At 62.2% G+C, this 23829-nt stretch carries 17 protein-coding genes; 11 read left to right on the top strand and 6 right to left on the bottom strand.

Annotated elements, in window-relative coordinates:
- Position 1 precedes the first annotated feature (1 nt).
- Positions 2-661 carry a GntR family transcriptional regulator gene (locus JZ00_RS09850; RefSeq protein WP_039589037.1) on the bottom strand — a complete coding sequence of 220 codons (660 nt, stop codon included), beginning with the start codon at positions 659-661 and terminating at the stop codon, positions 2-4.
- A 276-nt stretch (positions 662-937) separates the two neighbouring features.
- Between JZ00_RS09850 and xdhA the strand changes: the two genes are divergently transcribed.
- The 4 genes from xdhA (at position 938) to guaD (ending at position 7007) form a co-directional block, all read left to right on the top strand.
- Positions 938-2392 carry a xanthine dehydrogenase small subunit gene (xdhA, locus tag JZ00_RS09845; protein WP_039589036.1) on the top strand — a complete coding sequence of 485 codons (1455 nt, stop codon included), beginning with the start codon at positions 938-940 and terminating at the stop codon, positions 2390-2392.
- Complete coding sequence (xdhB, locus tag JZ00_RS09840; RefSeq protein ID WP_039589035.1) at positions 2385-4784, top strand: xanthine dehydrogenase molybdopterin binding subunit; 2400 nt, start codon at positions 2385-2387, stop codon at positions 4782-4784. The genes xdhA and xdhB overlap by 8 nt, the downstream gene beginning before the upstream one ends.
- A gap of 61 nt (positions 4785-4845) precedes the next feature.
- Positions 4846-5682 carry a xanthine dehydrogenase accessory protein XdhC gene (gene xdhC, locus JZ00_RS09835; protein WP_039589034.1) on the top strand — a complete coding sequence of 279 codons (837 nt, stop codon included), beginning with the start codon at positions 4846-4848 and terminating at the stop codon, positions 5680-5682.
- Positions 5683-5702: 20 nt separating this feature from the next.
- Positions 5703-7007: a guanine deaminase gene (guaD, locus tag JZ00_RS09830; protein WP_039589033.1), complete on the top strand. Its 1305-nt coding sequence runs from the start codon at positions 5703-5705 to the stop codon at positions 7005-7007.
- 87 nt (positions 7008-7094) lie between these two features.
- Here the strand turns inward: guaD and JZ00_RS09825 are convergent, their stop codons facing one another.
- A complete protein-coding gene (locus JZ00_RS09825; protein WP_039589032.1) occupies positions 7095-7859 on the bottom strand; it encodes a GntR family transcriptional regulator in 765 nt (254 codons plus the stop codon).
- A 297-nt stretch (positions 7860-8156) separates the two neighbouring features.
- Here JZ00_RS09825 and JZ00_RS09820 point away from each other — a divergent pair, with 297 nt between their 5' ends.
- Complete coding sequence (locus JZ00_RS09820; RefSeq protein WP_039589031.1) at positions 8157-9347, top strand: benzoate/H(+) symporter BenE family transporter; 1191 nt, start codon at positions 8157-8159, stop codon at positions 9345-9347.
- 95 nt (positions 9348-9442) lie between these two features.
- Here JZ00_RS09820 and JZ00_RS09815 read toward each other — a convergent pair whose 3' ends face one another.
- A complete protein-coding gene (locus tag JZ00_RS09815) occupies positions 9443-9787 on the bottom strand; it encodes a YggL family protein (protein ID WP_039589030.1) in 345 nt (114 codons plus the stop codon).
- Between the two features lie 233 nt (positions 9788-10020).
- Between JZ00_RS09815 and dacB the strand changes: the two genes are divergently transcribed.
- Positions 10021-11487: a D-alanyl-D-alanine carboxypeptidase/D-alanyl-D-alanine endopeptidase gene (gene dacB, locus JZ00_RS09810; protein WP_039589029.1), complete on the top strand. Its 1467-nt coding sequence runs from the start codon at positions 10021-10023 to the stop codon at positions 11485-11487.
- Between the two features lie 68 nt (positions 11488-11555).
- Here dacB and JZ00_RS09805 read toward each other — a convergent pair whose 3' ends face one another.
- Both JZ00_RS09805 and rlmKL read right to left on the bottom strand, forming a co-directional pair.
- Positions 11556-13940 carry a sensor domain-containing diguanylate cyclase gene (locus JZ00_RS09805; RefSeq protein ID WP_039589028.1) on the bottom strand — a complete coding sequence of 795 codons (2385 nt, stop codon included), beginning with the start codon at positions 13938-13940 and terminating at the stop codon, positions 11556-11558.
- Positions 13941-14078: 138 nt separating this feature from the next.
- Positions 14079-16349, bottom strand: coding sequence for a bifunctional 23S rRNA (guanine(2069)-N(7))-methyltransferase RlmK/23S rRNA (guanine(2445)-N(2))-methyltransferase RlmL (gene rlmKL, locus JZ00_RS09800; protein WP_039589027.1), 2271 nt, complete (start codon positions 16347-16349; stop codon positions 14079-14081).
- Positions 16350-16880: 531 nt separating this feature from the next.
- On the opposite strand from rlmKL, the gene rmf reads away from it, so the two are divergent.
- Entirely contained in the window at positions 16881-17096 is a 216-nt protein-coding gene (gene rmf, locus JZ00_RS30095; RefSeq protein ID WP_003223300.1) for a ribosome modulation factor, read from the top strand.
- 178 nt (positions 17097-17274) lie between these two features.
- Here rmf and JZ00_RS09795 read toward each other — a convergent pair whose 3' ends face one another.
- Positions 17275-18294, bottom strand: a complete 1020-nt coding sequence (locus JZ00_RS09795; RefSeq protein WP_039589400.1) for a quinone-dependent dihydroorotate dehydrogenase — start codon at positions 18292-18294, stop codon at positions 17275-17277.
- Positions 18295-18527: 233 nt separating this feature from the next.
- Between JZ00_RS09795 and JZ00_RS09790 the strand changes: the two genes are divergently transcribed.
- From JZ00_RS09790 to JZ00_RS09775, 4 genes are all read left to right on the top strand, one after another.
- Positions 18528-19739 (top strand): CmpA/NrtA family ABC transporter substrate-binding protein, encoded by a 1212-nt coding sequence (locus JZ00_RS09790; RefSeq protein ID WP_039589026.1) that lies wholly within the window; start codon positions 18528-18530, stop codon positions 19737-19739.
- Between the two features lie 14 nt (positions 19740-19753).
- Positions 19754-20329, top strand: coding sequence for an ANTAR domain-containing response regulator (locus JZ00_RS09785; RefSeq protein WP_025212689.1), 576 nt, complete (start codon positions 19754-19756; stop codon positions 20327-20329).
- A 263-nt stretch (positions 20330-20592) separates the two neighbouring features.
- Positions 20593-21804 (top strand): nitrate/nitrite transporter, encoded by a 1212-nt coding sequence (locus tag JZ00_RS09780; RefSeq protein ID WP_039589025.1) that lies wholly within the window; start codon positions 20593-20595, stop codon positions 21802-21804.
- A gap of 8 nt (positions 21805-21812) precedes the next feature.
- Positions 21813-23483: a bifunctional protein-serine/threonine kinase/phosphatase gene (locus JZ00_RS09775; protein ID WP_039589024.1), complete on the top strand. Its 1671-nt coding sequence runs from the start codon at positions 21813-21815 to the stop codon at positions 23481-23483.
- The last annotated feature ends 346 nt before the right edge of the window (positions 23484-23829 follow it).

The following is a 23829-nucleotide window of genomic DNA, read 5'->3' as shown; positions in this document are numbered from 1 at the left end:
GTCAGGCCGCCGTCAGCGCCGAGACCACCAGATCGCAACTGCGCTGGGCGTAAGCCGTGAGCACGATGCGGATCTGTGGCAAATCACGGGCCAGCACGGCGGCGAGCAGGCGCTGGAACAACTCTAGGAACTCGCTCATTTCCGCCTTGCGCTGTTCGAGGGCCAGGAAATAGGCGCGGCTCATGGCCGGCTGCAGGTTCTCGACGGTTTCCTGCAAGTAAGGGTTGTCGGCAAAGGGATAGGCGGCGCGCATCACGCTGAAACTTTCGTCGACGAAGGTACGGATGTCTTGGCGCGCATAGGCGTCGTTGAGGCGCTGCTGGATCGCGACGAACGGCGCCATGTCGGCCTGTTCTTTCCAACCATGGGCCACGGCGTTGCCCAGCAGGATGTACAGCTCGCTCATCAATGCACAAAGGCTGCGCACCTTGTGTTCGGTCAGCTCGGTGACGTGCGCACCCCGGCGCGGCAGGATCGCGATCAAGTGGCGTCGCTCCAGGATCAGCAAGGCCTCGCGGACCGAGCCGCGGCTGACGTTGAGCGCCAGCGTGACCTTCTGCTCCTGGATGCGCTCTCCCGGTTTCATTTCGCCGCGAATGATGCGCTCGGCGAGATGATGGGCGATTTGCTCGGCGAGGCTGTCCGGGGCCTTGAACGTCATGGTTGTCCTTCAAACTCTTAGATCTGCACAAGCGGCGCAGTGTAGCGCACTCGATACGTCATGGCGCAGGGCCTGCACCGGGTTTTGGCACGATATAAGCAAAAATCCAGTGGAACGAAGCTTGCTCCTACAGAGTGACCATACTCAATGAATAGGTTGTCAATCGACAAAGCGGATTTTTCTTGACCCTTAAGTCAGAAAATCATTGACCGAAAAGTCAGAACTGCTAAATTCAGCCCACGTCGATACAACAATAATGAATCTGCGAGGCCTTCCGTGATCCAGTTTTTACTCAACCAGGAACTCCGTAGCGAGCACGCCCTGGACCCGAACCTGACCGTGCTTGACTATCTGCGCGAACACGTTGGTAAACCCGGCACCAAGGAAGGCTGCGCCAGCGGCGACTGCGGCGCGTGCACTGTCGTGGCTGGCGAACTGGAAACGGACGCAGATGGCCGCGAACGCATTCGCTACCGCAGCCTCAATTCGTGCCTGACATTCGTCTCCTCGCTGCACGGCAAGCAACTGATCAGCGTCGAAGACCTCAAGCACCAGGGCCAACTGCACAGTGTCCAGCAGGCAATGGTCGATTGCCACGGCTCGCAATGCGGTTTCTGCACGCCGGGCTTCGTCATGTCGCTGTTCGCCTTGCAGAAAAACAGCGAGCAGCCCGACGCTCACAAGGCCCACGAAGCCCTGGCCGGCAATCTGTGCCGCTGCACCGGCTATCGGCCGATCCTGGACGCCGCCGCCCAGGCCTGTTGCGGCAAGCAGCCGGATCAGTTCGATGCCCGCGAGGCCGAGACCATCGCCCGCCTCAAAGCCATCGCCCCCACCGAGACCGGCGAACTCAACAGCGGCGACAAGCGTTGCCTGGTGCCGCTGACCGTGGCCGACCTGGCCGATCTCTACGACGCCTATCCGCAGGCGCGACTGTTGGCCGGCGGTACGGACCTGGCCCTGGAAGTCACGCAATTTCATCGCACCCTGCCGGTGATGATCTACGTCGGCAACGTCGCCGAACTCAAGCGCGTCGAGCGTTTCGACGATCGCCTGGAAATCGGCGCAGCCACCCCTCTTTCCGATTGCTACGAAGCCTTGCAAGCCGAATACCCGGATTTCGGCGAGTTGCTGCAGCGCTTCGCCTCGTTGCAAATCCGCAATCAGGGCACCCTGGGCGGTAACATCGGCAACGCCTCGCCGATTGGCGACTCGCCACCCCTGCTGATCGCCCTCGGCGCGCAGATTGTCCTGTGCAAAGGCCAGGTCCGTCGCACCCTGGCCCTGGAAGACTACTTCCTCGATTACCGGGTCACCGCACGGCAGGAAAGCGAATTCATCGAAAAGATCATCGTGCCCCGGGCCAACGCCGAACAGGCGTTCCGCGCCTACAAGGTTTCCAAGCGCCTGGACGATGACATTTCCGCCGTCTGCGCGGCGTTCAACCTGCGCATCGAAAACGGCGTGGTCCAGGACGCTCGCGTCGCCTTCGGCGGCATGGCCGCCACGCCCAAGCGCGCCAAGCATTGCGAAGCCGTCCTGATCGGTGCGCCATGGAAAAACAGCACCATCGAACGCGCCTGCATCGCCTTGGCCGAGGACTTCACGCCGCTCTCGGACTTCCGCGCCAGCAAGGAGTACCGCCTGCTCAGCGCCCGCAACCTGCTGCGCAAATACTTCATCGAACTGCAAACGCCGCACATCGAGACTCGGGTGACCGCTTATGTCTAACCATCACGCCGTAGAGAAGACCCAAACAGAACTGGCGGAGCTGTTCGCCCGCGACCTCATCACGGGCGTGGGTCGCAGCGTCAAGCACGACAGCGCCGCCAAGCACGTGTCCGGCGAAGCGCAGTACATCGATGACCGCCTGGAATTTCCGAATCAGTTGCACGTCTACGCCCGGCTGTCGGACCGCGCCCACGCCCGGATCCTGAGCATCGATACCACGCCGTGCTACGCCTTCGAAGGCGTGCGCATCGCCATTACCCACCAGGATATTCCGGGCCTGAAGGACATCGGCCCGCTGCTGCCCGGTGACCCGCTGCTGGCGATCGACGACGTGCAATTCGTCGGCCAGCCGGTGCTGGCCGTTGCTGCCAAAGACCTTGAGACCGCACGCAAGGCCGCCATGGCCGCAATCATCGAATACGAAGACCTGGAACCGGTGCTGGACGTGGTCGAAGCACTGCGCAAGCGGCACTTCGTACTCGACAGCCACACCCACCAGCGCGGCGATTCAGCCACGGCACTGGCAAGCGCCGAGCATCGTATCCAGGGCTCGCTGCACATCGGCGGCCAGGAACACTTTTATCTGGAAACCCAGATTTCCTCAGTGATGCCGACCGAAGACGGCGGCATGATCGTCTACTGCTCGACCCAGAACCCCACCGAAGTGCAGAAACTGGTGGCCGAAGTGCTCGGCGTGTCGATGAACAAGGTCGTGGTGGACATGCGCCGCATGGGCGGCGGCTTTGGCGGCAAGGAAACCCAGGCCGCCAGCCCGGCGTGCCTGTGTGCCGTCATCGCACATCTCACCGGCCAACCAACGAAGATGCGCCTGCCCCGGGTCGAGGACATGCTGATGACCGGCAAGCGCCATCCCTTCTATATCGAATACGACGTCGGCTTCGACAGCACCGGCCGCCTGCATGGCATCGCCCTGGAACTGGCAGGTAACTGTGGCTGCTCGCCGGATTTGTCGGCCTCGATCGTCGACCGGGCGATGTTCCATGCCGACAACGCCTACTACCTGGGCGATGCAACCATCAACGGCCACCGCTGCAAGACCAACACTGCGTCGAACACCGCTTATCGGGGTTTCGGCGGGCCCCAAGGCATGGTCGCCATCGAAGAAGTGATGGATGCCATCGCCCGGCACCTGGGGCTCGATCCCCTGGCCGTGCGCAAGGCCAACTACTACGGCAAGACCGAACGCAACGTCACGCACTACTACCAGACCGTCGAGCACAACATGCTCGAGGAAATGACCGCCGAGCTTGAAGAAAGCAGCCAATACGCCGAGCGCCGCGAAGCGATCCGCCGCTACAACGCAGGCAGCCCGATCCTGAAGAAAGGCCTGGCGCTGACGCCGGTCAAGTTCGGCATTTCGTTCACCGCCAGCTTCCTCAACCAGGCCGGGGCGCTGATCCACGTCTACACCGACGGCAGCATCCACCTGAACCATGGCGGCACGGAAATGGGCCAGGGCCTGAACACCAAGGTCGCCCAGGTGGTGGCCGAGGTGTTCCAAGTGGAAATGGACCGCGTGCAGATCACCGCGACCAACACCGACAAGGTACCGAACACCTCGCCGACCGCAGCCTCCAGTGGCGCCGACCTGAACGGCAAGGCGGCGCAGAATGCCGCCGAAACCATCAAGCGGCGCCTGGTGGAATTCGCCGCGCGCCAGTACAAGGTCAGCGAGGAAGACGTGGAGTTCCACAACGGCCATGTGCGGGTGCGCGATCACATCCTGACGTTCGAGGCGCTGGTGCAGCAGGCCTATTTCGCCCAGGTCTCGCTGTCGAGCACCGGTTTCTACAAAACCCCGAAAATCTACTACGACCGCAGCCAGGCCCGTGGCCGCCCCTTCTACTACTACGCCTACGGCGCGGCGTGTGCCGAAGTGATCGTCGACACGCTGACCGGCGAATACAAGATGCTGCGCACCGACATCCTCCACGACGTCGGCGCCTCGCTGAACCCGGCCATCGACATCGGCCAGGTCGAGGGTGGTTTCATCCAGGGGATGGGCTGGCTGACCATGGAAGAATTGGTATGGAACGACAAAGGCAAGCTGATGACCAATGGCCCGGCCAGCTACAAGATCCCCGCGGTGGCCGACATGCCTCTGGACCTGCGGGTCAGGCTGGTGGAGAACCGCAAGAATCCTGAAGACACCGTGTTCCACTCCAAGGCCGTGGGCGAGCCGCCGTTCATGCTCGGCATCGCGGCGTGGTGCGCGATCAAGGACGCCGTGGCGAGTCTGGGCGATTACCGGCATCAACCGAGAATCGACGCCCCGGCGACGCCGGAGCGGGTGTTGTGGGGGTGTGAGCAGATGCGTGGGTTGAAGACAGTCAAGGTTGAGGAAGCTGAAGCCGAAGTGGCTTCGCTTTAGACCGCGGCGCGGCCTTCGCGAGCAAGGCGGCCGAACAGACAACAGAGATGTCGAGGTGAACATGTACAACTGGATCAGCGCCCTCGCCGACCTGCAAACCCGCGGTGAACCCTGCGTGCTGGTGACGATCATCGAAGAGCTCGGCTCTACGCCGCGCAACGCCGGCTCGAAAATGGTCATCAGCGCCAGCCAGACATTCGACACCATCGGTGGCGGGCACCTGGAATACAAGGCGATGGAAATCGCCCGGAACATGCTTGCCTGTGGCCGGCAGGACACGCATCTGGAGCGCTTCAGCCTCGGCGCCAGCCTGGGCCAGTGCTGCGGTGGCGTCACCGTGTTGCTGTTCGAACCCATGGGCCAGGTCCAGGCGCAGATCGCCGTGTTCGGCGCCGGCCATGTCGGTCGCGCCCTGGTGCCGTTGCTGGCGAGCCTGCCCTGCAAGGTGCGCTGGATCGACTCGCGGGAAGCCGAATTCCCCGAACAGCTGCCCCACGGCGTGCGTAAGATCGTCACCGAAGAGCCGCTGGATGAAGTCGACGATTTGCCCGCCGGCAGCTACTGCATCGTCATGACCCATAACCATCAGCTCGACCTGGAGCTGAGCGCTGCAATTCTCAAGCGCAACGACTTTGCCTACTTCGGCCTCATCGGCTCGAAGACCAAGCGGGTCAAGTTCGAACACCGCCTGCGTGATCGCGGTTTCGACAGCGGCACCCTGCAACGCATGCGTTGCCCGATGGGCATCGGCGAAGTCAAAGGCAAGCTGCCTGTGGAAATCGCCATCTCCATCGCCGGCGAAATCATCGCCACCTATAACGCGGATTTCGGCCAGCACACCTCGCGCGCCGAACCCATCGCCAAGTTGCTGCCGGCTTCACGCCGCAGCCAGCGTTAAATCTTTTATCGAGACAGACCATGCCCCTGACACGCAAAGCCTACCGCGCCGCCCTGCTCCACAGTCTCGCCGACCCGGCCGAGGTCGGTATCGAGGCGTCCCATGAGTATTTCGAGGACGGCCTGCTGGTGGTGGAAAACGGCCGGATCAGCGCCATCGGCTACGCCAGCGACCTGCTGCCGACCTTGGCGGCGGACATCGAAGTCGCCCATTACCCGAACGCACTGATCACTCCCGGCCTGATCGACACGCACATCCACCTGCCACAAACCGGGATGGTGGGCGCCTATGGCGAACAACTGCTGGATTGGCTCAACACCTACACCTTTCCCTGCGAAAGTCAGTTCGCCGATGAAGGCCACGCCAAGGCGGTGGCGGATATTTTCGTCAAGGAACTACTGCGCAATGGCACGACCACAGCCCTGGTGTTCGGCAGCGTGCACCCGCAATCGGTGAACGCGTTTTTTGAAGTGGCCGAGAAGCTCGACCTGCGCATGATCGCCGGCAAAGTGATGATGGATCGCAACGCCCCCGACTACCTCGTCGACACCGCCGAATCCAGCTACACCGAAAGCAAGGCGCTGATCGAACGCTGGCACGGCAAGGGTCGCCTGCACTACGCCGTGACGCCGCGCTTCGCCCCCACCAGCACCCCGGAACAACTGACCCTGGCCGGCCAATTACTGGGTGAATACCCGGACTTGTACATGCAGACCCACATCAGTGAAAACCTGCAGGAAGTGCAGTGGGTCAAGGAGCTGTTTCCCGAGCGCAAGGGTTACCTGGACGTCTACGATCACTACCAACTGCTCGGCGAGCGCTCGGTGTTCGCCCACGGCGTGCACCTGTGTGACGACGAATGCGCACGCCTGGCACAAACCGGTTCGGCCATCGCCTTCTGCCCGACCTCGAACTTTTTCCTCGGCAGCGGCCTGTTCAACCTGCCGATGGCCGAGAAGCACAAGGTGAATGTGGGATTGGGCACCGATGTCGGTGGCGGCACCAGTTTTTCGCTGCTGCACACCCTGAACGAAGCCTACAAGGTGATGCAATTGCAGGGGGCGCGGCTGAGCCCGTTCAAATCGCTGTACCTGGCCACCCTCGGCGGCGCCCGCGCTCTGCGCCTGGAGGACAAGATCGGGACGTTGCAGCCGGGGACGGACGCGGATTTCCTGGTGCTGGACTACAACGCGACGCCGCTGTTGAGCTATCGCCTCAAGCAGGCCAAGGACATTGCCGAGCGGCTGTTCGTGTTGATGACGCTGGGGGATGACCGGGCGGTGGCGCAGACGTATGCGGCTGGAAGGCTGGTGCACCAGCGCTAGATATCAGCGCCAGTGGAATAGTATTCGCGAGCAGGCTAGCGAGCCTGCTCGCGAAGGGCGCAGCTCGGTACGACTGAATCAACTCGATCAGAGCTTGGCAGGCGTACGCCCCGGCTTCTTGCTCTGCAACAAATGCGAGAACACCGCATGCAAGTCATCCGACGCGCTTTCTTCGTCGAGGTTGAGCTTGCTGTCGATGTGGTCCATGTGGTGCATCATCAGGTTCACTGCCAAGGCCGCGTCGCGGGCCTCGATGGCGTCGATCAATTGGGTGTGTTCGTCATAGGAGCAGTGCGAGCGGTTGCCGCTTTCGTACTGCGCAATGATCAATGAGGTCTGGGACACCAGGCTGCGCTGGAAACTGATCAGCGGGGCATTTTTCGCCGCTTCGGCCAGCTTGAGGTGGAATTCGCCCGACAACCGGATGCCAGCGCCACGGTCGCCACGGGAAAAACTGTCGCGCTCGTCGCTGACCATCTGCCTCAACTCGGCGAGCTGCTCGGCAGTGGCGTGCTGGACCGCCAACTCCGTGATCGCCTTCTCCACCAAGCGCCGGGCGAAGAACACCTGGCGAGCTTCCTCGACGCTAGGGCTTGCCACCACTGCACCACGATTGGGCCGCAGCAGCACCACGCCTTCATGGGCCAGGCGTGACAGTGCACGGCGAATGATGGTGCGGCTGACCCCGAAAATCTCCCCAAGTGCCTCTTCGCTCAATTTGGTACCGGGCGCCAGGCGCTGTTCGAGGATGGCCTCGAAAATGTGCGCATAGACAATGTCGTCCTGGGTTCCGCTGCGGCCGGCTTTGCCTGCTCGCGGTTGTTTCTTGAGGGGCTGCAACTGTTCGTTCATGGGCACTCGAGTCGGGAGAACTGCGGCGATTTAACCGTGACTGTAATACGGCACAGCGGGTCGCTGGCAAGTATCGCGTAAAAAACACGTCGATTGTACACAACCTCTGATGGCAACACGACTGTACGGCTATTTGCGGACACGGCTGTATTGCAACCGATGATGAGGTTGAGTTTAGGCTTGAACCTCGGTTTTGTGGCGAAGGAGCTTGCTACCGCAGGATTGCGCAGCAATCCCCCCGCACAAGCAACGGCTCGCCCAAGTCCAGACAATCTACAACAAGGATCACCGCCCACCATGACCGAAGTCACGACCGCGCCACTTCGTCCATTGGCCGATACATCGCCCTCGGCCATTGTCGCCGGCTTCATCGCCATGATGACCGGCTACACCAGCTCCCTGGTGCTGATGTTCCAGGCCGGGCAAGCGGCGGGCCTGACCAGCGGCCAGATTTCCTCATGGATCTGGGCCATTTCCATCGGCATGGCGGTGTGCTCCATCGGCCTGTCGCTGCGCTACCGCACGCCCATCACCATCGCCTGGTCGACACCCGGCGCGGCGTTGCTGATTACCAGCCTCGGCGGCGTGAGTTATGGCGAGGCGATCGGTGCGTATATCACATGCGCCATCCTGGTCACGATCTGCGGCCTGACCGGTAGCTTCGAGCGCTTGGTCAAGCGTATTCCAGCCTCGCTCGCGGCGGCGCTGCTGGCGGGTATCCTGTTCAAGATCGGCAGCGAGATCTTCGTCGCCGCCCAGCATCGCACCGGCCTGGTGCTGGGGATGTTTTTTACCTACCTGATCATCAAGCGCCTGTCGCCGCGTTATGCCGTGCTGGCGGCGCTGCTGGTCGGCACGGCGCTGTCGGGCCTGCTTGGGCTCCTGGATTTCAGCGGTTTCGCCCTGGAAGTCGCGACGCCGGTCTGGACCACGCCGCACTTTTCCCTGGCAGCCACCATCAGCATCGGCGTCCCGCTGTTCGTGGTGGCAATGACTTCGCAAAACATGCCCGGCATCGCGGTACTGCGCGCCGATGGCTACAACGTGCCGGCCTCGCCGTTGATCACCAGCACCGGCATCGCTTCGTTGTTGCTGGCGCCGTTCGGCTCGCATGGCATTAATCTGGCGGCCATCAGCGCGGCCATCTGCACCGGGCCCCACGCCCACGAAGATCGCAACAAGCGCTACACGGCGGCGGTCTGGTGCGGGATTTTCTACGGGATCGCCGGGGTGTTCGGCGCGACGCTGGCGGCGTTGTTCGCGGCATTGCCGAAGGAACTGGTGCTGTCGATTGCGGCGCTGGCACTGTTCGGGTCGATCATCAATGGCCTGAGCATCGCCATGAACGAAGTGAAGGAACGGGAAGCGGCGCTGATCACCTTCATGGTCACGGCGTCGGGGCTGACGCTGTTTTCCATTGGTTCGGCATTCTGGGGAATTGTCGCGGGGGTATTGACGCTGCTGATCCTGAACTGGCGTAGCGCCTGACAACTTATAAAGCTTCGCGGCCTGGCATGCCCCTATAAATGGCAGGCACAAAAAAACCGGCACCCGTAAAGGTCGCCGGTTTTTTTTCTACACCATCAAGCCTTCGGATTGATCGGCTTTTCCGGATACCACACGTCCAGCAGCGGGCTGACTTCAACGCTGGTCAGCTCAGGACGGGCCTTGAGCCAGGCTTCTACGGCAGCGCGCTGCTCTTCGGTGACCGAGCCACGCTTCTGCAGGCAAACCAGACCGTAGTCGTCACCGCCGACATAACCCAGGCCGTTGGCTTCCATGGCTTCTTTCAGGAAAGCGTCGAGGAAAGCGTCAATAGCCTCATCGGCCAGATCTTCTTTGAAATCCAGGTTCAGTTCGAAACCCAGCTCTTGAAATTCATCCACGCACAGCTTTTTGCGCAGACGCTGGGAACGGTTAGTCGCCATTGAAACAATCCTCATAAGTAATAACGGCCGGCACTTTACCAGTTTGGTGCGTCGATTGCCCGACTGATCGGGCATCTACCCCTACCGCCGGTAAAAAAATACCGCTTCGGCGGGCTTGGGCACGGCACAAGCCGTTGCGCCTTGGGGCATAATGCCGAACATTCATGACCGTTGAGGACGTTCATTTTCATGTCCTCGTCTTTTTCCCCCTCGCCTGCAGGGTTTTACTTCACATGATCAAATCTTTGCGTCCACTACTCCTGGCCAGCCTTCTTCTTCCCTTGGCCCTTCCTGCTTCCACCAGCGCCGCCACCATCAACACCGCCCTGTCGCCCAATGTGCAAAAAGCGCTGAAGAACAGCAAACTGCAAGACAACGCTCTCTCCCTGGTAATGGTTCCGCTCAACGGCCCGGGCATGCCGACGCTGTACAACGCCGATGTCTCGGTGAACCCAGCGTCCACCATGAAACTGGTAACAACCTATGCAGCCCTGGAAATGCTCGGGCCGAACCATCAGTGGAAAACCGAGTTCTACACCGACGGAACCCTCAATGGCGGGATCCTCAATGGCAACCTGTACCTCAAGGGCGGCGGCGATCCCAAGCTGAACATGGAAAAGCTCTGGCTGTTGATGCGCGACTTGCGGGCCAACGGTGTGCAACAGGTGACGGGCGACCTGGTGCTCGATCGCAGCTTTTTCATCCAGCCGCAATTGCCCGAGTTCAACGATGACGGCAATGACGAGAACAAACCCTTCCTGGTCAAGCCGGACTCGCTGCTGGTCAACCTCAAGGCCTTGCGCTTCGTGGCCCGCAATGACGGCGGCCGGGTGCTGGTGTCGGTGGAACCGCCGATTGCCAGCATTCGCATCGAAAACGTGGTCAAGGCCGTCAATGGCAAGCAATGTGCCGGCGGCGTTCGCTACAACCCCGTAGCCCAGGCCGATGGCAGCATGACCGTCACCGTCAGCGGCCAACTGGGTGAAGGTTGCAGCTCCCAGACCTACCTGTCGCTGCTCGATCACGCCACTTACACCGCGGGTGCCGTGCGGGCGATCTGGAAGGAGCTGGGCGGCAGCATCCAGGGCAACGACCGCCTGGCCGCGACGCCGAAGAGCGCCAAGCTGCTGGCCCGGGCATTCTCGCCGGACCTGGCGGAGATCATCCGCGACATCAACAAATACAGTAACAACACCATGGCCCAGCAACTGTTCCTGAGCCTGGGCGCGGAGTTTCGCAACGAGGCCGACGGTGACGACGCCAAGGCTGCGCAACGTGTTGTGCGCCAATGGCTGGCCAAGAAAGGCATCACGGCGCCGCACCTGGTGATGGAGAATGGCTCGGGCCTGTCCCGCGCGGAACGGGTCAGCGCCCGGGAAATGGCAGCGATGCTGCAAGCGGCATGGCGCAGCCCGTACGCGGCGGAGTTTGTCAGTTCGATGCCCATCGCCGGCACCGACGGCACCATGCGCAAACGCCTGAAGACCACCGCCATGGCCGGCGAAGCCCACATCAAGACCGGCACGTTGAATACCGTGCGCGCCATCGCCGGCTACAGCCGCGACATCAACGGCAATACCTGGGCGGTGGTGGCGATCCTCAACGATCCGAAGCCATGGGGCGCTTCCTCTGTGCTGGATCAAGTGCTGCTGGATCTGTATCGCCAGCCGAAACTGCCGCAGGCGGCTTCGCTGCTCTGATCGCAGAGGCTGGTGTGGGAGCGGGCTTGCTCGCTCCCACAGCCAGGTTGCATATCCCAGGCTGCTTGCTACCCCGCCTGCACCTCCACCCGATCCCTTCCAGCCTGCTTCGCCGCATACACCCCGGCGTCAGCCCGCAGCAACAACGCATCGGCACCTTCGCCGGCGCGCCAACTGGCGACGCCGAAACTCGCGGTGATGACGCCGACGTCATCGATCGGCGCGCTTCGAAGGCCGTCCCACAACCCCAACGCCAGCGTGTAGGCACTTTCGCTATCCGTATTCGGACACAGCACCACGAACTCCTCCCCACCCAACCGGCAGAACACATCGGTGCGGCGCAATCGCTGGGTGATCCGCTGGCAGACCGCCTGCAATACCCGATCCCCCACCGCATGGCCGTGCTGGTCGTTGATGCGCTTGAAATGATCAATATCGAGCATGATCACCGTCAGGTCCCCGGAGCCGCGCTCGACCCGGGTCATTTCCGACGTAAGGCGTTCCTGGAAGTAGCGCCGGTTGCGAATCCCGGTCAAGGCGTCGGTGACCGACAGCGCCCGCAACTCTTCCTCGACGCGCTTGAGGTCGGAAATATCCGAAATATAGCCGTGCCACAACACACCGCCGCCCGGCAACTGTTCAGGTGTCGCCTCGCCTCGCACCCAACGCAGGCCGCGATGCGGCAGTTGCACGCGATATTCTTCTCGCCAAGGGCTCAAGGTATCGGCCGACGTGCGAATCGAAGCGCGCACGCGTGCACTGTCCAATGGATGGATACGCGAGAAAATCGCTTCAGCGTGCCGCACCAGCACATCCGGCTCCAGTTCATAGATGTCGCGGATGCCATCGCTGGCGTAGATCACACTGAAGCCGCCATTGAAATCCATCTTGAACTGGTAGATGCCACCAGGCACATGGGCGCTGAGTTTCTTCAACAAAAGATCCCTTGCCGCCAGCGCCTCGTGGACGCGCTTGCGCTCGGTGATGTCGATGCAGATCGCCAGGTGCCCGACCCATAAGCCCTGGTCATCGAGTACCGGCGCGGCCAACATGTTGACCGTCAGGTGGCTGCCGTCGCGGCGCACCAGGGTCCACTCGCGGGCCTGCTGTCCACCGTGCTCGCCACCCTCGAGCAACATCGCATGGCACGTGGGGATCGGTTTGCCAAAGCGGGCCGCCAGCTGTGCGGCACGGTACTGCAATTCGCGGGGAACATGGAGGCTCTCCAGGGTCATGCTTTGCAGGACATCGCAGCTGCGGTAGCCGAGCATCTGTTCGGCGCCGGCATTGAAGGTGGTTATCACACCGCGCAGGTCGGTGGCGATGATCGCAACCTGTGTCGCGGCGTCCAGCACGCCTTTCAATTGGCCATGGGTGCCGCGCAGTTCCGATTCCCTGGCGCGCAGTTCCCGGGTTCGCTGCTCCACCAATGCCAAGGCACGTTGCCGTTGACTGACCAGCATATAAAGCAAGGCGCTGAGCAACACGCTGATCAAGCCTCCCAGTACCGTGAGGCTGATCACGCTGGAATGACTGCTCGACAGGAATGCAAGACTGGGCCGCAACTCTATGCGGAAGTCATGATCGGCTAGGCGCACCATCCGTACCGCCGACAAGTCGCTTTCGCCCGGCCGGTTCGAGGTTTCGAACAGGAGTTCCCAAGGGAGCTCGTGGGCGGAATCAAGCACGCGCATCGACAGGTTGTCATCGTCAACCTCCGGCAGGCCATCGGCGACCAACTGGCGCATGCTGATCGCCGCCACCACGTAACCGAACGGCTCGCCGGCTGATTGCTTGAAAACAGGCGCTGCCAGCATGACTCCACGGGAAAGGGCCGGATCGCCTCCAATCAGGTCTATGGGCTCGGAAACCACCAAGGCGTTATGCTGACGGGCCCGTTCAAGTGTGGCGCGGCGCATAGGGTGCGAAAGCAAATCCAGGCCCAGCGGCGCGCTAAAGGATGGCTGGCTCTGGACGTACAGCACCGGAACATATTCGTCCCGTTCCTCGGCCACGCGCAGGTTCCCAGCCTCGTCCGGTTCACGCACGGTAAAGGTGCCGGACACTTCGGCCTGTGCCCGTTTTTCAAATGCCTGGCGCTCCCCTTTCAGCACCCGAGGCGCCCAAGCGAAAGCCCAGGTACGCCGCAGCAACGCTTCGGTGTAGCCATGGAATTCGTAGCTGGAAACCCCAGCGGAGTTGGCGAAAAAGCGCCTCAGACTGTCAAGACGTTGCTCTTGGTCCTGGAAACGCTCTTCGAGGCGGGTATAGCGTTCTTCGGCCAACAATTCAAAGCGCTGACGCAATTGCTGGTTGAATTGTTTCAACGTGCCCCAGGCTAACAAACCGGTCAGCAGCAGGCCCGCCACCAGAACCAACCACGCCACTAGCCATGCCGAAACATCTTCGCTGATAAAGCCCAGGATCCTGGGGCGCACCTGATGTAATGCCATACACATAACTCAGAAAAGGACCAGGCGTAGGTACAGCCCCGGCCACAGCCTAAGTTATAGCTATCTGCCATCACTTTAGCCAGCCCCAGGAATGCCAGGAGCCTTGAATTTCAAGGCTCACATGGATCCAATGCCTGCTCAGCGCGCCATGATTTTCCAGGCGCGGTGGATCTTGCCGTTGCGGGCGAAATCCGGGTCGATGGTCTTGGCGGTGATTTCCTCCACCGCGTAGCGCTCGGCCAGGTTCTCTTCGAGTTGGAACTTGCGGAAGTTGTTGGAGAAATACAGCACGCCGCCCGGCGCCAGGCGCGCCATGGCCAGGTCGAGTAATTGCACGTGGTCGCGCTGCACGTCGAACACCCCTTCCATGCGCTTGGAGTTGGAGAAGGTCGGCGGGTCGATGAAGATCAAGTCGTACTCGTCGCGACTGGCTTCAAGCCAGGCCATGACGTCGCCTTGCTCCAGGCGGTTCTTGTCGGAAAAACCATTGAGCGACAGGTTGCGCCGTGCCCAGTCCAGGTAGGTTTTCGACAGGTCGACGCTGGTGGTGCTGCGGGCACCGCCCTTGGCAGCGTGGACGCTGGCGGTCGCGGTGTAGCAGAACAGGTTGAGGAAACGCTTGCCGGCCGCCTCCTTCTGGATCCGCAAGCGCATCGGCCGGTGGTCGAGGAACAAGCCGGTGTCCAGGTAATCCGTGAGGTTGACCAGCAGCTTCACGCCGCCTTCGTTGACCTCGGTGAACTTGCCCTGGGCGCTCTGGCGCTCGTATTGCTTGGTGCCGCTCTGGCGCTCGCGACGCTTGATGACAACGCGGCTCTTGTCGATATTCAAGGCCTGGGGAATCGCCGCCAGGGCGTCGAACAACCGGGCCGAGGCCTTTTCCGGATCGATGGATTTGGGCGCGGCGTATTCCTGAACATGGACCCAGTCGTGATACAGGTCGATGGCCATCGAGTATTCCGGCATGTCGGCATCGTAGACGCGATAGCACTCCACGCCCTCACGCTTGGCCCATTTGCTCAATTGCTTGAGGTTTTTCTGCAGGCGGTTGGCAAACATCTGCCCACCTTCGCTCAGGCGCGCCTGCTCGACCACGGGAGCCGGCGCCGGCGCTGGCTTGATGGGGTTGCCGTTCTTGTTGTACTGGCGTTCTTGCGGGACATCCGGGGCCTGCTCGTAGGCCGATTGCTCACGCTCGGCCTGGCGTTGCTCCGCAGTGCGGCGCTCGCCGGTGACAAACTGATCCGGCAGCACTTTGATCAACAGCAGCTTGCAAGGCAAGGCGCCGTTCCAGAACGAATATTGCTTGTGGCTGCGAATGCCCATGCGCTTGCCCAGGTCTGGCGCGCCGGTGAACACCGCCGCCTCCCAGTTCAAGCAGGCCTGGCGCAGGCGCTCGCCAAGGTTCTGGTAGAGATACAGCAGGCTGGCCTCATCGCCCAGGCGCTCGCCGTACGGCGGGTTGCAGATCACCAGGCCCTTCTGGTTCTGGTCCGGGCGCGGCTCGAAGGTCGCGACTTCGCCCTGATAGATCTTGATCCACTCGCTCAGGCCGGCGCGCTCGACGTTGTTGCGACCCGGCTGGATCAGCCGCGGGTCGGCCTCGTAGCCACGAATCCACAACGGCGGCTTGGCCAGCCCGGCGGCGGCGCGTTCACTGGCCTCTTCGTGGAGTTTCTTCCACAACGCCGGCACATGGCCGAGCCACGCGGTAAAGCCCCATTGCTGGCGACGCAGGTTCGGCGCCATGTCGGCGGCAATCATCCCGGCTTCCACCAGGAACGTGCCGACACCGCACATCGGGTCAGCCAGCGCCCCGCCTTCGGCGGCAATGCGCGGCCAGCCGGCGCGGATCAGGATCGCGGCAGCGAGGTTTTCCTTCAGCGGTGCCGCGCCTTGCTGCAGGCGATAGCCACGCTGGTGCAAGCTGTGGCCCGAGAGGTCCAGGGAGAGGATCGCTTCGCCACGGTCCAGGCGCAGGTGGATGCGCAGGTCCGGGTTGAGCTTATCGATGGAAGGACGTTCACCCGACGGCGTGCGCAATTTGTCGACGATGGCGTCCTTGACCTTCAGGGCGCCGAAATGCGTGTTGTCGATGCCCGAGCCGTGGCCACTGAACTCAACCGCCAGGGTGCCATCGGCGAGCATGTGGTCTTGCCAATCGACATCCAATACGCCGTGATAAAGATCCTCAGCGTCCTTCATCGGGAAGCGCTTGAGCACCAGCAGCACGCGGTTCGCCAGGCGCGACCACAGGCAGAGCCGGTAGGCCGTCTCCATGTCGGCGCTACCGCGCACCGCCGAGGTGTGCTCGCGCGCCTCTTCAAGGCCAAGCCCTACGGCTTCCTCGAGAAGCAGGCCTTCGAGACCTTTGGGGCAGGTGAGGAAGAGTTCGAAACGGTCGGACATGGGATTTCCAGAGCCTTTGGCTAAGTGGACCGGGCAACGCATTGCCGGGCCGGGTTCAATCAGGTGCTTTTCTCAAGAGCACCCGCGTGGCACGAAAGTGTGCCGTTCCGTACTCGCCGCTCAGGTTCAAAGAGCTTAGATGCGTGTACAGATAAAAAATTCTGTGCAACAAATTGTGAAAAGTCGTCCCTTTCGTCGAATAATACCCGAGTGCAAAGGGGGGACATTCTCGTTCGATACGGGCAACCGCCTTTCAGCGCAGGGCTGATCATACAGGGGTCTTGCCCGAAAGCGGGTGCCGAACACCTGGTTACTTATCGCACTAACATCTTTATTGTTACGTGCTTATGACAAAACGATCATTCCATCCCTGTGACGCTTTGGTTAGAACTCACCACAGGTTGACGTCGCAACGGCGTCAACACCTTGGCTCGTCACGCCGGCAACGAGCCGCCAACGGCAGAATGATTCTGCCCCGACCTCGATTGAGGTCGACGCTAAGCAACAGTCAACAAGTGAGGGCAACACCCTATGAGAAGACTTAAGCGTGATCCGTTGGAAAGAGCATTTTTACGCGGTTACCAATATGGCGTTGGTGGTAAATCCCGTGAGCTTTGCCCCTTTACTCTACCGTCGGTACGCCAAGCCTGGATCAATGGCTGGCGGGAAGGACGCGGCGACAATTGGGACGGTATGACCGGCACTGCGGGTATCCATAGACTCAACGAACTTCACGCCGTCGGCTGACACAGGGCTTACTACTCGAGAACTCGACAATCTGACACTTGCATCGATTTAACCACGCACGTCCCATCCGGACGGCGGGCTACGGCCCAGGGGGCTCCTTCAGGAGCCCTTTTTAATACCTGGGTTTCCTGGATTTGACCTGCAAATATCGTCGTGGCGACCCGCTAGTCTTCCGAGCTCAGCCCAACGCCGCAATCGCATCCACCGACTCACGAATCAGTGCCGGCCCCTTGTAGATGAAACCCGAGTAAACCTGCACCAGGCTCGCCCCGGCGGTAATCTTCTCGGCGGCGTGCCGGCCTTCGGTAATCCCGCCTGCCGCAATGATCGGCAAGCGTCCCGCCAGTTCACCCGCCAGGACTTTCACGGTGTGGGTGCTCTTTTCACGCACCGGGGCGCCGGACAACCCGCCCGCCTCGTCACCATGCTCCAGCCCTTCGACACCTTGGCGACCCAGCGTGGTGTTGGTGGCGATCACCGCGTCCATGCCGGTCTCGATCAGGGCCTGGGCCACCTGGACGGTCTCCTCATCGCTCATGTCCGGGGCGATCTTGATCGCCAGCGGCACATGCCTGCCATGGATGACCGCCAGTTCCGCACGGCGCCGGGCCAGGTCGGCCAGCAATTGCTTGAGCGAGTCACCGAACTGCAGGCTGCGCAGTCCCGGGGTGTTGGGCGAGCTGACGTTGACGGTGACGTAGCTGGCGTGGGCATAGACCTTGTCCAGGCAGATCAGGTAATCGTCGACGGCGCGCTCCACCGGGGTGTCGAAATTCTTGCCGATGTTGATGCCCAGCACGCCCTTGTACTTGGCCGCCGCGACACGGGTCAGCAAGTGATCGACGCCCAGGTTGTTGAAGCCCATGCGATTGATGATCGCCTCGGCCTGGGGCAGGCGGAACAGTCGTGGCTTGGGGTTGCCCGGCTGCGGACGCGGTGTGACGGTGCCGATCTCCACGAAGCCGAAACCCAACTGCGCAAAGCCGTCGATGGCCGCGCCGTTCTTGTCCAGGCCCGCCGCCAACCCGACCGGGTTGGGAAACTCCAGGCCCATGACCGTCACCGGCAGTTTCGCCGGAGCCTTGCACAGCAGACCGTTGAGGCCCAAGCGCCCGCCCGCGCCGATCAAGTCCAGTGACAGGTCGTGGGAGGTTTCCGGGGAGAGTTTGAACAGCAGTTCACGGGCCAGGGTGTACATGGGCGGCTTTGACTCGGGCGACGAAATGAGGCGGCGATTATAGCCGCGCAACGGCGTCGCAAGCGAGGCGCTCGCACAAAAGCGCAGCGCTGGCATATGCCTTGCACCTTTTTGGTCATCAGCGCCCCATGCCAACGACGGAATGTGTGGCGCACTGTTTCAAAGGACAACGGCGTCGGCGTCCGGCCTCCCTGGCCAGGACACGGCGCTTTTTCATGTGGAAGGTGATAGCGATGAATGAAATTCCAGCCACGCCCCTGGCCTGGGTCAATGGCAGCGATGCCCCGGAAAAAAGCGCGATCAACCTTGGCTTCATGGCCTTGAGCGACTGCGCCCCGGTGGTGGTGGCCGCCACCCAGGGCTTCGCGCAACCTTACGGCCTGACGTTGAACCTCAAGCGCCAGGCGTCCTGGGCCAACCTGCGGGACAAGCTGGTCAGCGGCGAAATCGACGCAGCCCACAGCCTGTACGGCCTGGTCTATGCCGTGCACCTGGGCATCGGTGGCGTTGCAGCCACCGACATGGCAGTGCTGATGGGGCTGAATCAGAACGGCCAGAGCATCAACCTTTCCCACGGCCTCCAGGCCCAAGGCGTGACCAGTCCTGAGGCACTGGAACGGCACGTGCACCAAACTCGCCCGAAACTGACCTTTGCCCAGACTTTTCCCACCGGCACCCATGCCATGTGGCTCTATTACTGGCTCGCCGCCCAGGGCATCCATCCTCTCTCGGATGTCGACAGCGTCGTGGTGCCGCCGCCGCAAATGGTCGCGCACCTGCAAGCCGGGCGCATCGACGGCTTCTGCGTGGGCGAACCGTGGTGCGCCAGCGCGGTGAAACAGAACCTCGGCTTTACCCTGGCGACCACCCAGACCATCTGGCCCGATCATCCGGAAAAAGTCCTCGGGTGTACCCGGGCGTTCGTCGAGCAATACCCCAACACCGCCCGGGCCTTGGTGATGGCGATCCTCGAAGCCAGCCGCTTCATCGAACAAAGCGAGGAGAACCGTCGCAGCACCGCACAACTGCTGAGTGCGCCCGAATACCTCGACGCCCCGCTGGACTGCATCGAGCCGCGCCTGCTGGGCATCTATGCCGACGGCTTGGGCAACAGTTGGCAGGATCCCCATGCCATGCGTTTCCACGGGGGCGGCGAGGTGAACCTGCCATACTTGTCCGACGGCGTGTGGTTCATGACCCAGTTCCGCCGCTGGGGCCTGTTGCGCGAAGACCCGGACTACCTGGCCGTCGCCCGCCAGGTCCAGCAGCTCGACCTGTACCGGGAAGCCGCCACGGCGCTGGGCATAGCATCCCCAAGCCAGGACATGCGCAGCAGCCAGCTGATCGACGGCACCATTTGGGACGGCTCGGATCCGGCCGGGTACGCCCGCAGCTTCAAACTGCACGCCTTGAGCGATGCGGCTCCCCTTCTCGCCAGCCGCTGACAGGAGCCACGACCATGCTGCGTATCCTGCTGATCAACGACACCGCGAAAAAAGTCGGCCGCCTGAAGGCCGCCCTGATTGAAGCCGGCTTCGAAGTAATCGACGAATCCGGCCTGACCATCGACCTGCCGGCGCGCGTCGAAACAGTGCGTCCGGACGTGATCCTGATCGATACCGAGTCACCCGGACGCGATGTGATGGAGCAAGTGGTGCTGGTCAGTCGCGACCAGCCACGACCGATCGTCATGTTTACCGACGAGCACGACCCGGATGTGATGCGCCAGGCCATCAAGTCGGGGGTCAGCGCCTATATCGTCGAAGGCATCCACGCCGCGCGCCTGCAGCCGATCCTCGACGTGGCCATGGCCCGTTTCGAGAGCGACCAGGCGTTGCGTGCCCAGCTCCTGGCCCGGGACCAGCAACTGGCCGAACGCAAGCGCATCGAACTGGCCAAGGGCATGCTGATGAAGATGAAGGAATGCAACGAGGAACAGGCCTACACCCTGATGCGCCGCCAGGCGATGAGCCGCCAGCAGAAGCTGATCCAGGTGGCGGAGCAGATCATCGCGATGAATGAGCTGCTCGGCTGAAAGCTTGTAGCACCGGGCCTGCTTGCGAATGGCCTCCCCCGATCTCGCAGGTTGGCACAGATCTCGCTTAAGCAATCCCACAGGTAACCAACGGCGGTTGCCCCACCTACGACAAAGACGTCGCACACCCTCCTCGCCTCTCTGGCGATCCGGGTTGCGGCGTTTTTTTGTTTTGGTCCTGCGGGACCGGTGGTGCGACCACAGGCGGCGCACTGCTCAAAGCACTGACTCATTTCTCGAGACTTTTACAGCTGAGGTGCGCGATGAATTCAAGCTTCTGGAAATCCGGCCACACCCCGACACTGTTCGCGGCCTTCCTCTACTTCGACCTGAGTTTCATGGTCTGGTACCTGCTCGGCCCCCTGGCGGTGCAGATCTCCGCCGACCTGCACCTGACAACCCAGCAACGCGGCCTGATGGTGGCGACGCCGATCCTGGCCGGCGCCGTACTGCGTTTGTTCATGGGCCTGCTGGCCGACCGGATCTCGCCAAAGACCGCCGGCATGGTGGGCCAGGTGATCGTCATCGGTGCGCTGTTCTGCGCCTGGAAACTGGGCATCCACAGTTACGAACAAGCGCTGCTGCTGGGCCTGTTCCTCGGCGTAGCCGGCGCTTCATTCGCCGTGGCCCTGCCGCTGGCCTCCCAGTGGTATCCGCCGCAACACCAGGGCAAGGCCATGGGCATCGCTGGCGCCGGTAACTCGGGCACCGTGCTCGCGGCGTTGATCGCCCCGGTGATGGCCGTGGCCTTCGGCTGGAGCAACGTGTTCGGCTTCGCGCTGATCCCGCTGGTGCTGACCCTGGTGCTCTTCGCCTGGTTGGCCAAGAACGCCCCCGAGCGCCCCAAGGCCAAATCCATGGCCGACTACCTCAAGGCCCTGGGCGACCGTGACAGCTGGTGGTTCATGTTCTTCTACAGCGTGACCTTCGGCGGTTTCATTGGCCTGGCCAGTGCCCTGCCCGGCTACTTCAACGACCAATATGGCCTGAGCCCGGTCACCGCCGGCTACTACACCGCCGCCTGCGTCTTCGGTGGCAGCCTGATGCGCCCACTGGGCGGCGCCCTGGCGGACCGTTTCGGCGGCATCCGCACCTTGCTCGGCATGTACACCGTGGCGGCCGTCTGCATCGCCGCAGTGGGCTTCAACCTGCCGAGCTCCTACGCGGCACTGGCATTGTTTGTCTGCACCATGCTCGGTTTGGGGGCGGGCAACGGCGCGGTGTTCCAACTGGTGCCACAACGCTTCCGTCGCGAAATCGGTGTGATGACCGGGCTGATCGGCATGGCCGGCGGCATTGGCGGTTTCGCCCTTGCGGCGGGCATGGGCGCGATCAAGCAGAGCACCGGCAGCTATCAACTGGCGCTGTGGTTGTTCGCCAGCCTCGGTGTGCTGGCCTGGTTCGGCCTGCACGGCGTCAAGCGTCGCTGGAGGACCACTTGGGGTTCGGCCGCTGTCACCGCCGCCCGGGTATAACAGCAACCATGAGCCTGCAATTGAGTTTCGCCGAAGCCAGCGCCATCGGCCCACGGGAGGAAAACCAGGACGCCCTGCGCCTGGTCACCCCCGCCCCGGCCCTGGCCGCCAGCAAGGGTTACCTGTTCGCCATCGCCGACGGCGTGAGCCAATGCGCCGATGGCGGGCTGGCCGCCCGTTCGACTTTGCAGGCATTGGCGCTGGACTACTACGCCACGCCGCAAACCTGGGGCGTGGCCCAGGCGCTCGACCGACTATTGTCCGCGCAGAACCGCTGGCTGCAAGCCAACGGTGGCGGGCAACCGCTGCTTACCACCGTCAGCGCCCTTGTACTGCGGGGCCGGCGTTTTACGCTGGCCCACGTCGGCGATTGCCGGGTCTACCGCTGGCACGCCGATCACCTGCAACGCGTCAGTGAGGATCACGTCTGGGAGCAGCAAGGCATGCAACATGTGCTCAAGCGCGCCCTGGGGCTGGATCAGCATCTGGTGCTCGACTTCCTCGACGGCGAACTGCGCGAAGACGAAACCTTCGTGTTGCTCAGTGACGGTGTCTGGGCGGTCCTGGGGGACACAGCCATCGCCGGCATCCTTCGCGACCAACCGGACCTGGACCTCGCCGCGCAGACGCTGGTCAACGCCGCGCACCTGGCCGGTAGCCAGGACAACGCCAGCGCGCTGCTGGTGCGGGTCGATGCGGTGGGCGAAGCCAGCATCGGCGACGCACTGATCCAATTGCAGCAGTGGCCTTTGCCCCCTGCGCTGAAGGCCGGCCAGACGTTCGAAGGCTGGCAGATCGAAGGTCCACTGGGCCAAAGCCAGCAATCGTTGCTCTATCGAGTACGTGACGGCCAAGGCCAGCCCTGGCTACTGAAAACCCTGCCCGTGCAGCTACGGGACGACACCCGCGCCGGGCAAGCGCTGCTCTCGGAGGAATGGTTTCTCAAGCGGGTCGCGGGCAGGCAATTTCCCGAAGTGCATGGTGTTCCACAGCGCCAGCATTTGTACTACGTGATGCGCGAATACCCGGGGGCGACCCTGGCCGAGCTGTTCAACCAGGGCGGGCCGCTGCCCCTGGCCCAATGGCAGGACCTGGCCCAACGCCTGGTGCGAGCGGTGGGCCTGCTGCATCGACGGCAGATCTACCACCGCGACATCAAGCCGGAAAACCTGCACCTGGGCGACGATGGCGAATTGCGCTTGCTGGATTTCGGCCTGGCGTATTGCCCGGGCTTGTCCGAGGACCAGGCCAACGTGTTGCCCGGCACGCCCAGCTACATTGCCCCGGAAGCCTTCGGCGGCACCGCCCCCACGGTACAACAGGATTTGTATGCCGTCGGCGTAACCTTGTATTTCTTGCTGACCGGACATTATCCCTACGGCGAGATCGAAGCCTTCCAGCGACCGCGCTTCGGCGTGCCGGTCAATGCCAGCCGCTATCGACCGGACCTGGCCGAATGGCTCGGGCAAAGCCTGGAACGCGCGATCGCGGCGGATCCGGACCAGCGTTTTGAAACCGCCGAGGAATGGCTGTTGCTGCTGGAACAAGGCGAGCGCCGTAGCCTGAGCGTAAGGCCCCGGCCGTTGCTGGAACGCGAGCCGCTGAAGGTCTGGCGGACATTGGCATTGGTGTCGTTGGTGATAAATCTGGTGATGCTGTTTCTAGTCTTTCATAGCTAGACCCAGTTGCTCGCGAAGACGGCGTGCCTGCCTATACCTATCCCCAGCCTGACGCTCCATTACCGGGCAACACGCTTTCATTCGGTGCAATAAATCCCCCTTCAACGCCTCCAACCTGCAGCTCAGCCAATAAATCCGCGCCCCAAGAGCACTTGGCACAACCACTGCATAACCTCTCTCACCATACATATAGCAACGCCTCCAACGATGAAGGCGGTGCTTCCCGAGAGAACGGGACCAGGACAAAGGCGTCCTCGCTAGCTTGCTAGCGGGACGCCTTTTTTGTTTTCGAAAAAATTGCCGAGCCAGCCTGACCGCCGTGATGAACAGGCCTGAGCTTGCGGAG

The sequence above is a fragment of the Pseudomonas frederiksbergensis genome, from assembly GCF_000802155.2.
Taxonomy (GTDB): domain Bacteria; phylum Pseudomonadota; class Gammaproteobacteria; order Pseudomonadales; family Pseudomonadaceae; genus Aquipseudomonas; species Aquipseudomonas frederiksbergensis_A.
Note: the sequence above shows the minus strand (reverse complement) of the source record. Positions and strands in the feature narration are given on the sequence as shown.

Excerpts from the sequence above, each read along its gene's own strand:
- JZ00_RS09850 (WP_039589037.1), bottom strand. The coding sequence starts at position 661 with ATGACGTTCAAGGCCCCGGACAGCCTCGCCGAGCAAATCGCCCATCAT.
- xdhB (WP_039589035.1), top strand. The coding sequence starts at position 2,385 with ATGTCTAACCATCACGCCGTAGAGAAGACCCAAACAGAACTGGCGGAG.
- xdhC (WP_039589034.1), top strand. The coding sequence starts at position 4,846 with ATGTACAACTGGATCAGCGCCCTCGCCGACCTGCAAACCCGCGGTGAA.
- guaD (WP_039589033.1), top strand. The coding sequence starts at position 5,703 with ATGCCCCTGACACGCAAAGCCTACCGCGCCGCCCTGCTCCACAGTCTC.
- JZ00_RS09825 (WP_039589032.1), bottom strand. The coding sequence starts at position 7,859 with ATGAACGAACAGTTGCAGCCCCTCAAGAAACAACCGCGAGCAGGCAAA.
- JZ00_RS09820 (WP_039589031.1), top strand. The coding sequence starts at position 8,157 with ATGACCGAAGTCACGACCGCGCCACTTCGTCCATTGGCCGATACATCG.
- JZ00_RS09815 (WP_039589030.1), bottom strand. The coding sequence starts at position 9,787 with ATGGCGACTAACCGTTCCCAGCGTCTGCGCAAAAAGCTGTGCGTGGAT.
- dacB (WP_039589029.1), top strand. The coding sequence starts at position 10,021 with ATGATCAAATCTTTGCGTCCACTACTCCTGGCCAGCCTTCTTCTTCCC.
- JZ00_RS09805 (WP_039589028.1), bottom strand. The coding sequence starts at position 13,940 with ATGGCATTACATCAGGTGCGCCCCAGGATCCTGGGCTTTATCAGCGAA.
- rlmKL (WP_039589027.1), bottom strand. The coding sequence starts at position 16,349 with ATGTCCGACCGTTTCGAACTCTTCCTCACCTGCCCCAAAGGTCTCGAA.
- rmf (WP_003223300.1), top strand. The coding sequence starts at position 16,881 with ATGAGAAGACTTAAGCGTGATCCGTTGGAAAGAGCATTTTTACGCGGT.
- JZ00_RS09795 (WP_039589400.1), bottom strand. The coding sequence starts at position 18,294 with ATGTACACCCTGGCCCGTGAACTGCTGTTCAAACTCTCCCCGGAAACC.
- JZ00_RS09790 (WP_039589026.1), top strand. The coding sequence starts at position 18,528 with ATGAATGAAATTCCAGCCACGCCCCTGGCCTGGGTCAATGGCAGCGAT.
- JZ00_RS09785 (WP_025212689.1), top strand. The coding sequence starts at position 19,754 with ATGCTGCGTATCCTGCTGATCAACGACACCGCGAAAAAAGTCGGCCGC.
- JZ00_RS09780 (WP_039589025.1), top strand. The coding sequence starts at position 20,593 with ATGAATTCAAGCTTCTGGAAATCCGGCCACACCCCGACACTGTTCGCG.
- JZ00_RS09775 (WP_039589024.1), top strand. The coding sequence starts at position 21,813 with ATGAGCCTGCAATTGAGTTTCGCCGAAGCCAGCGCCATCGGCCCACGG.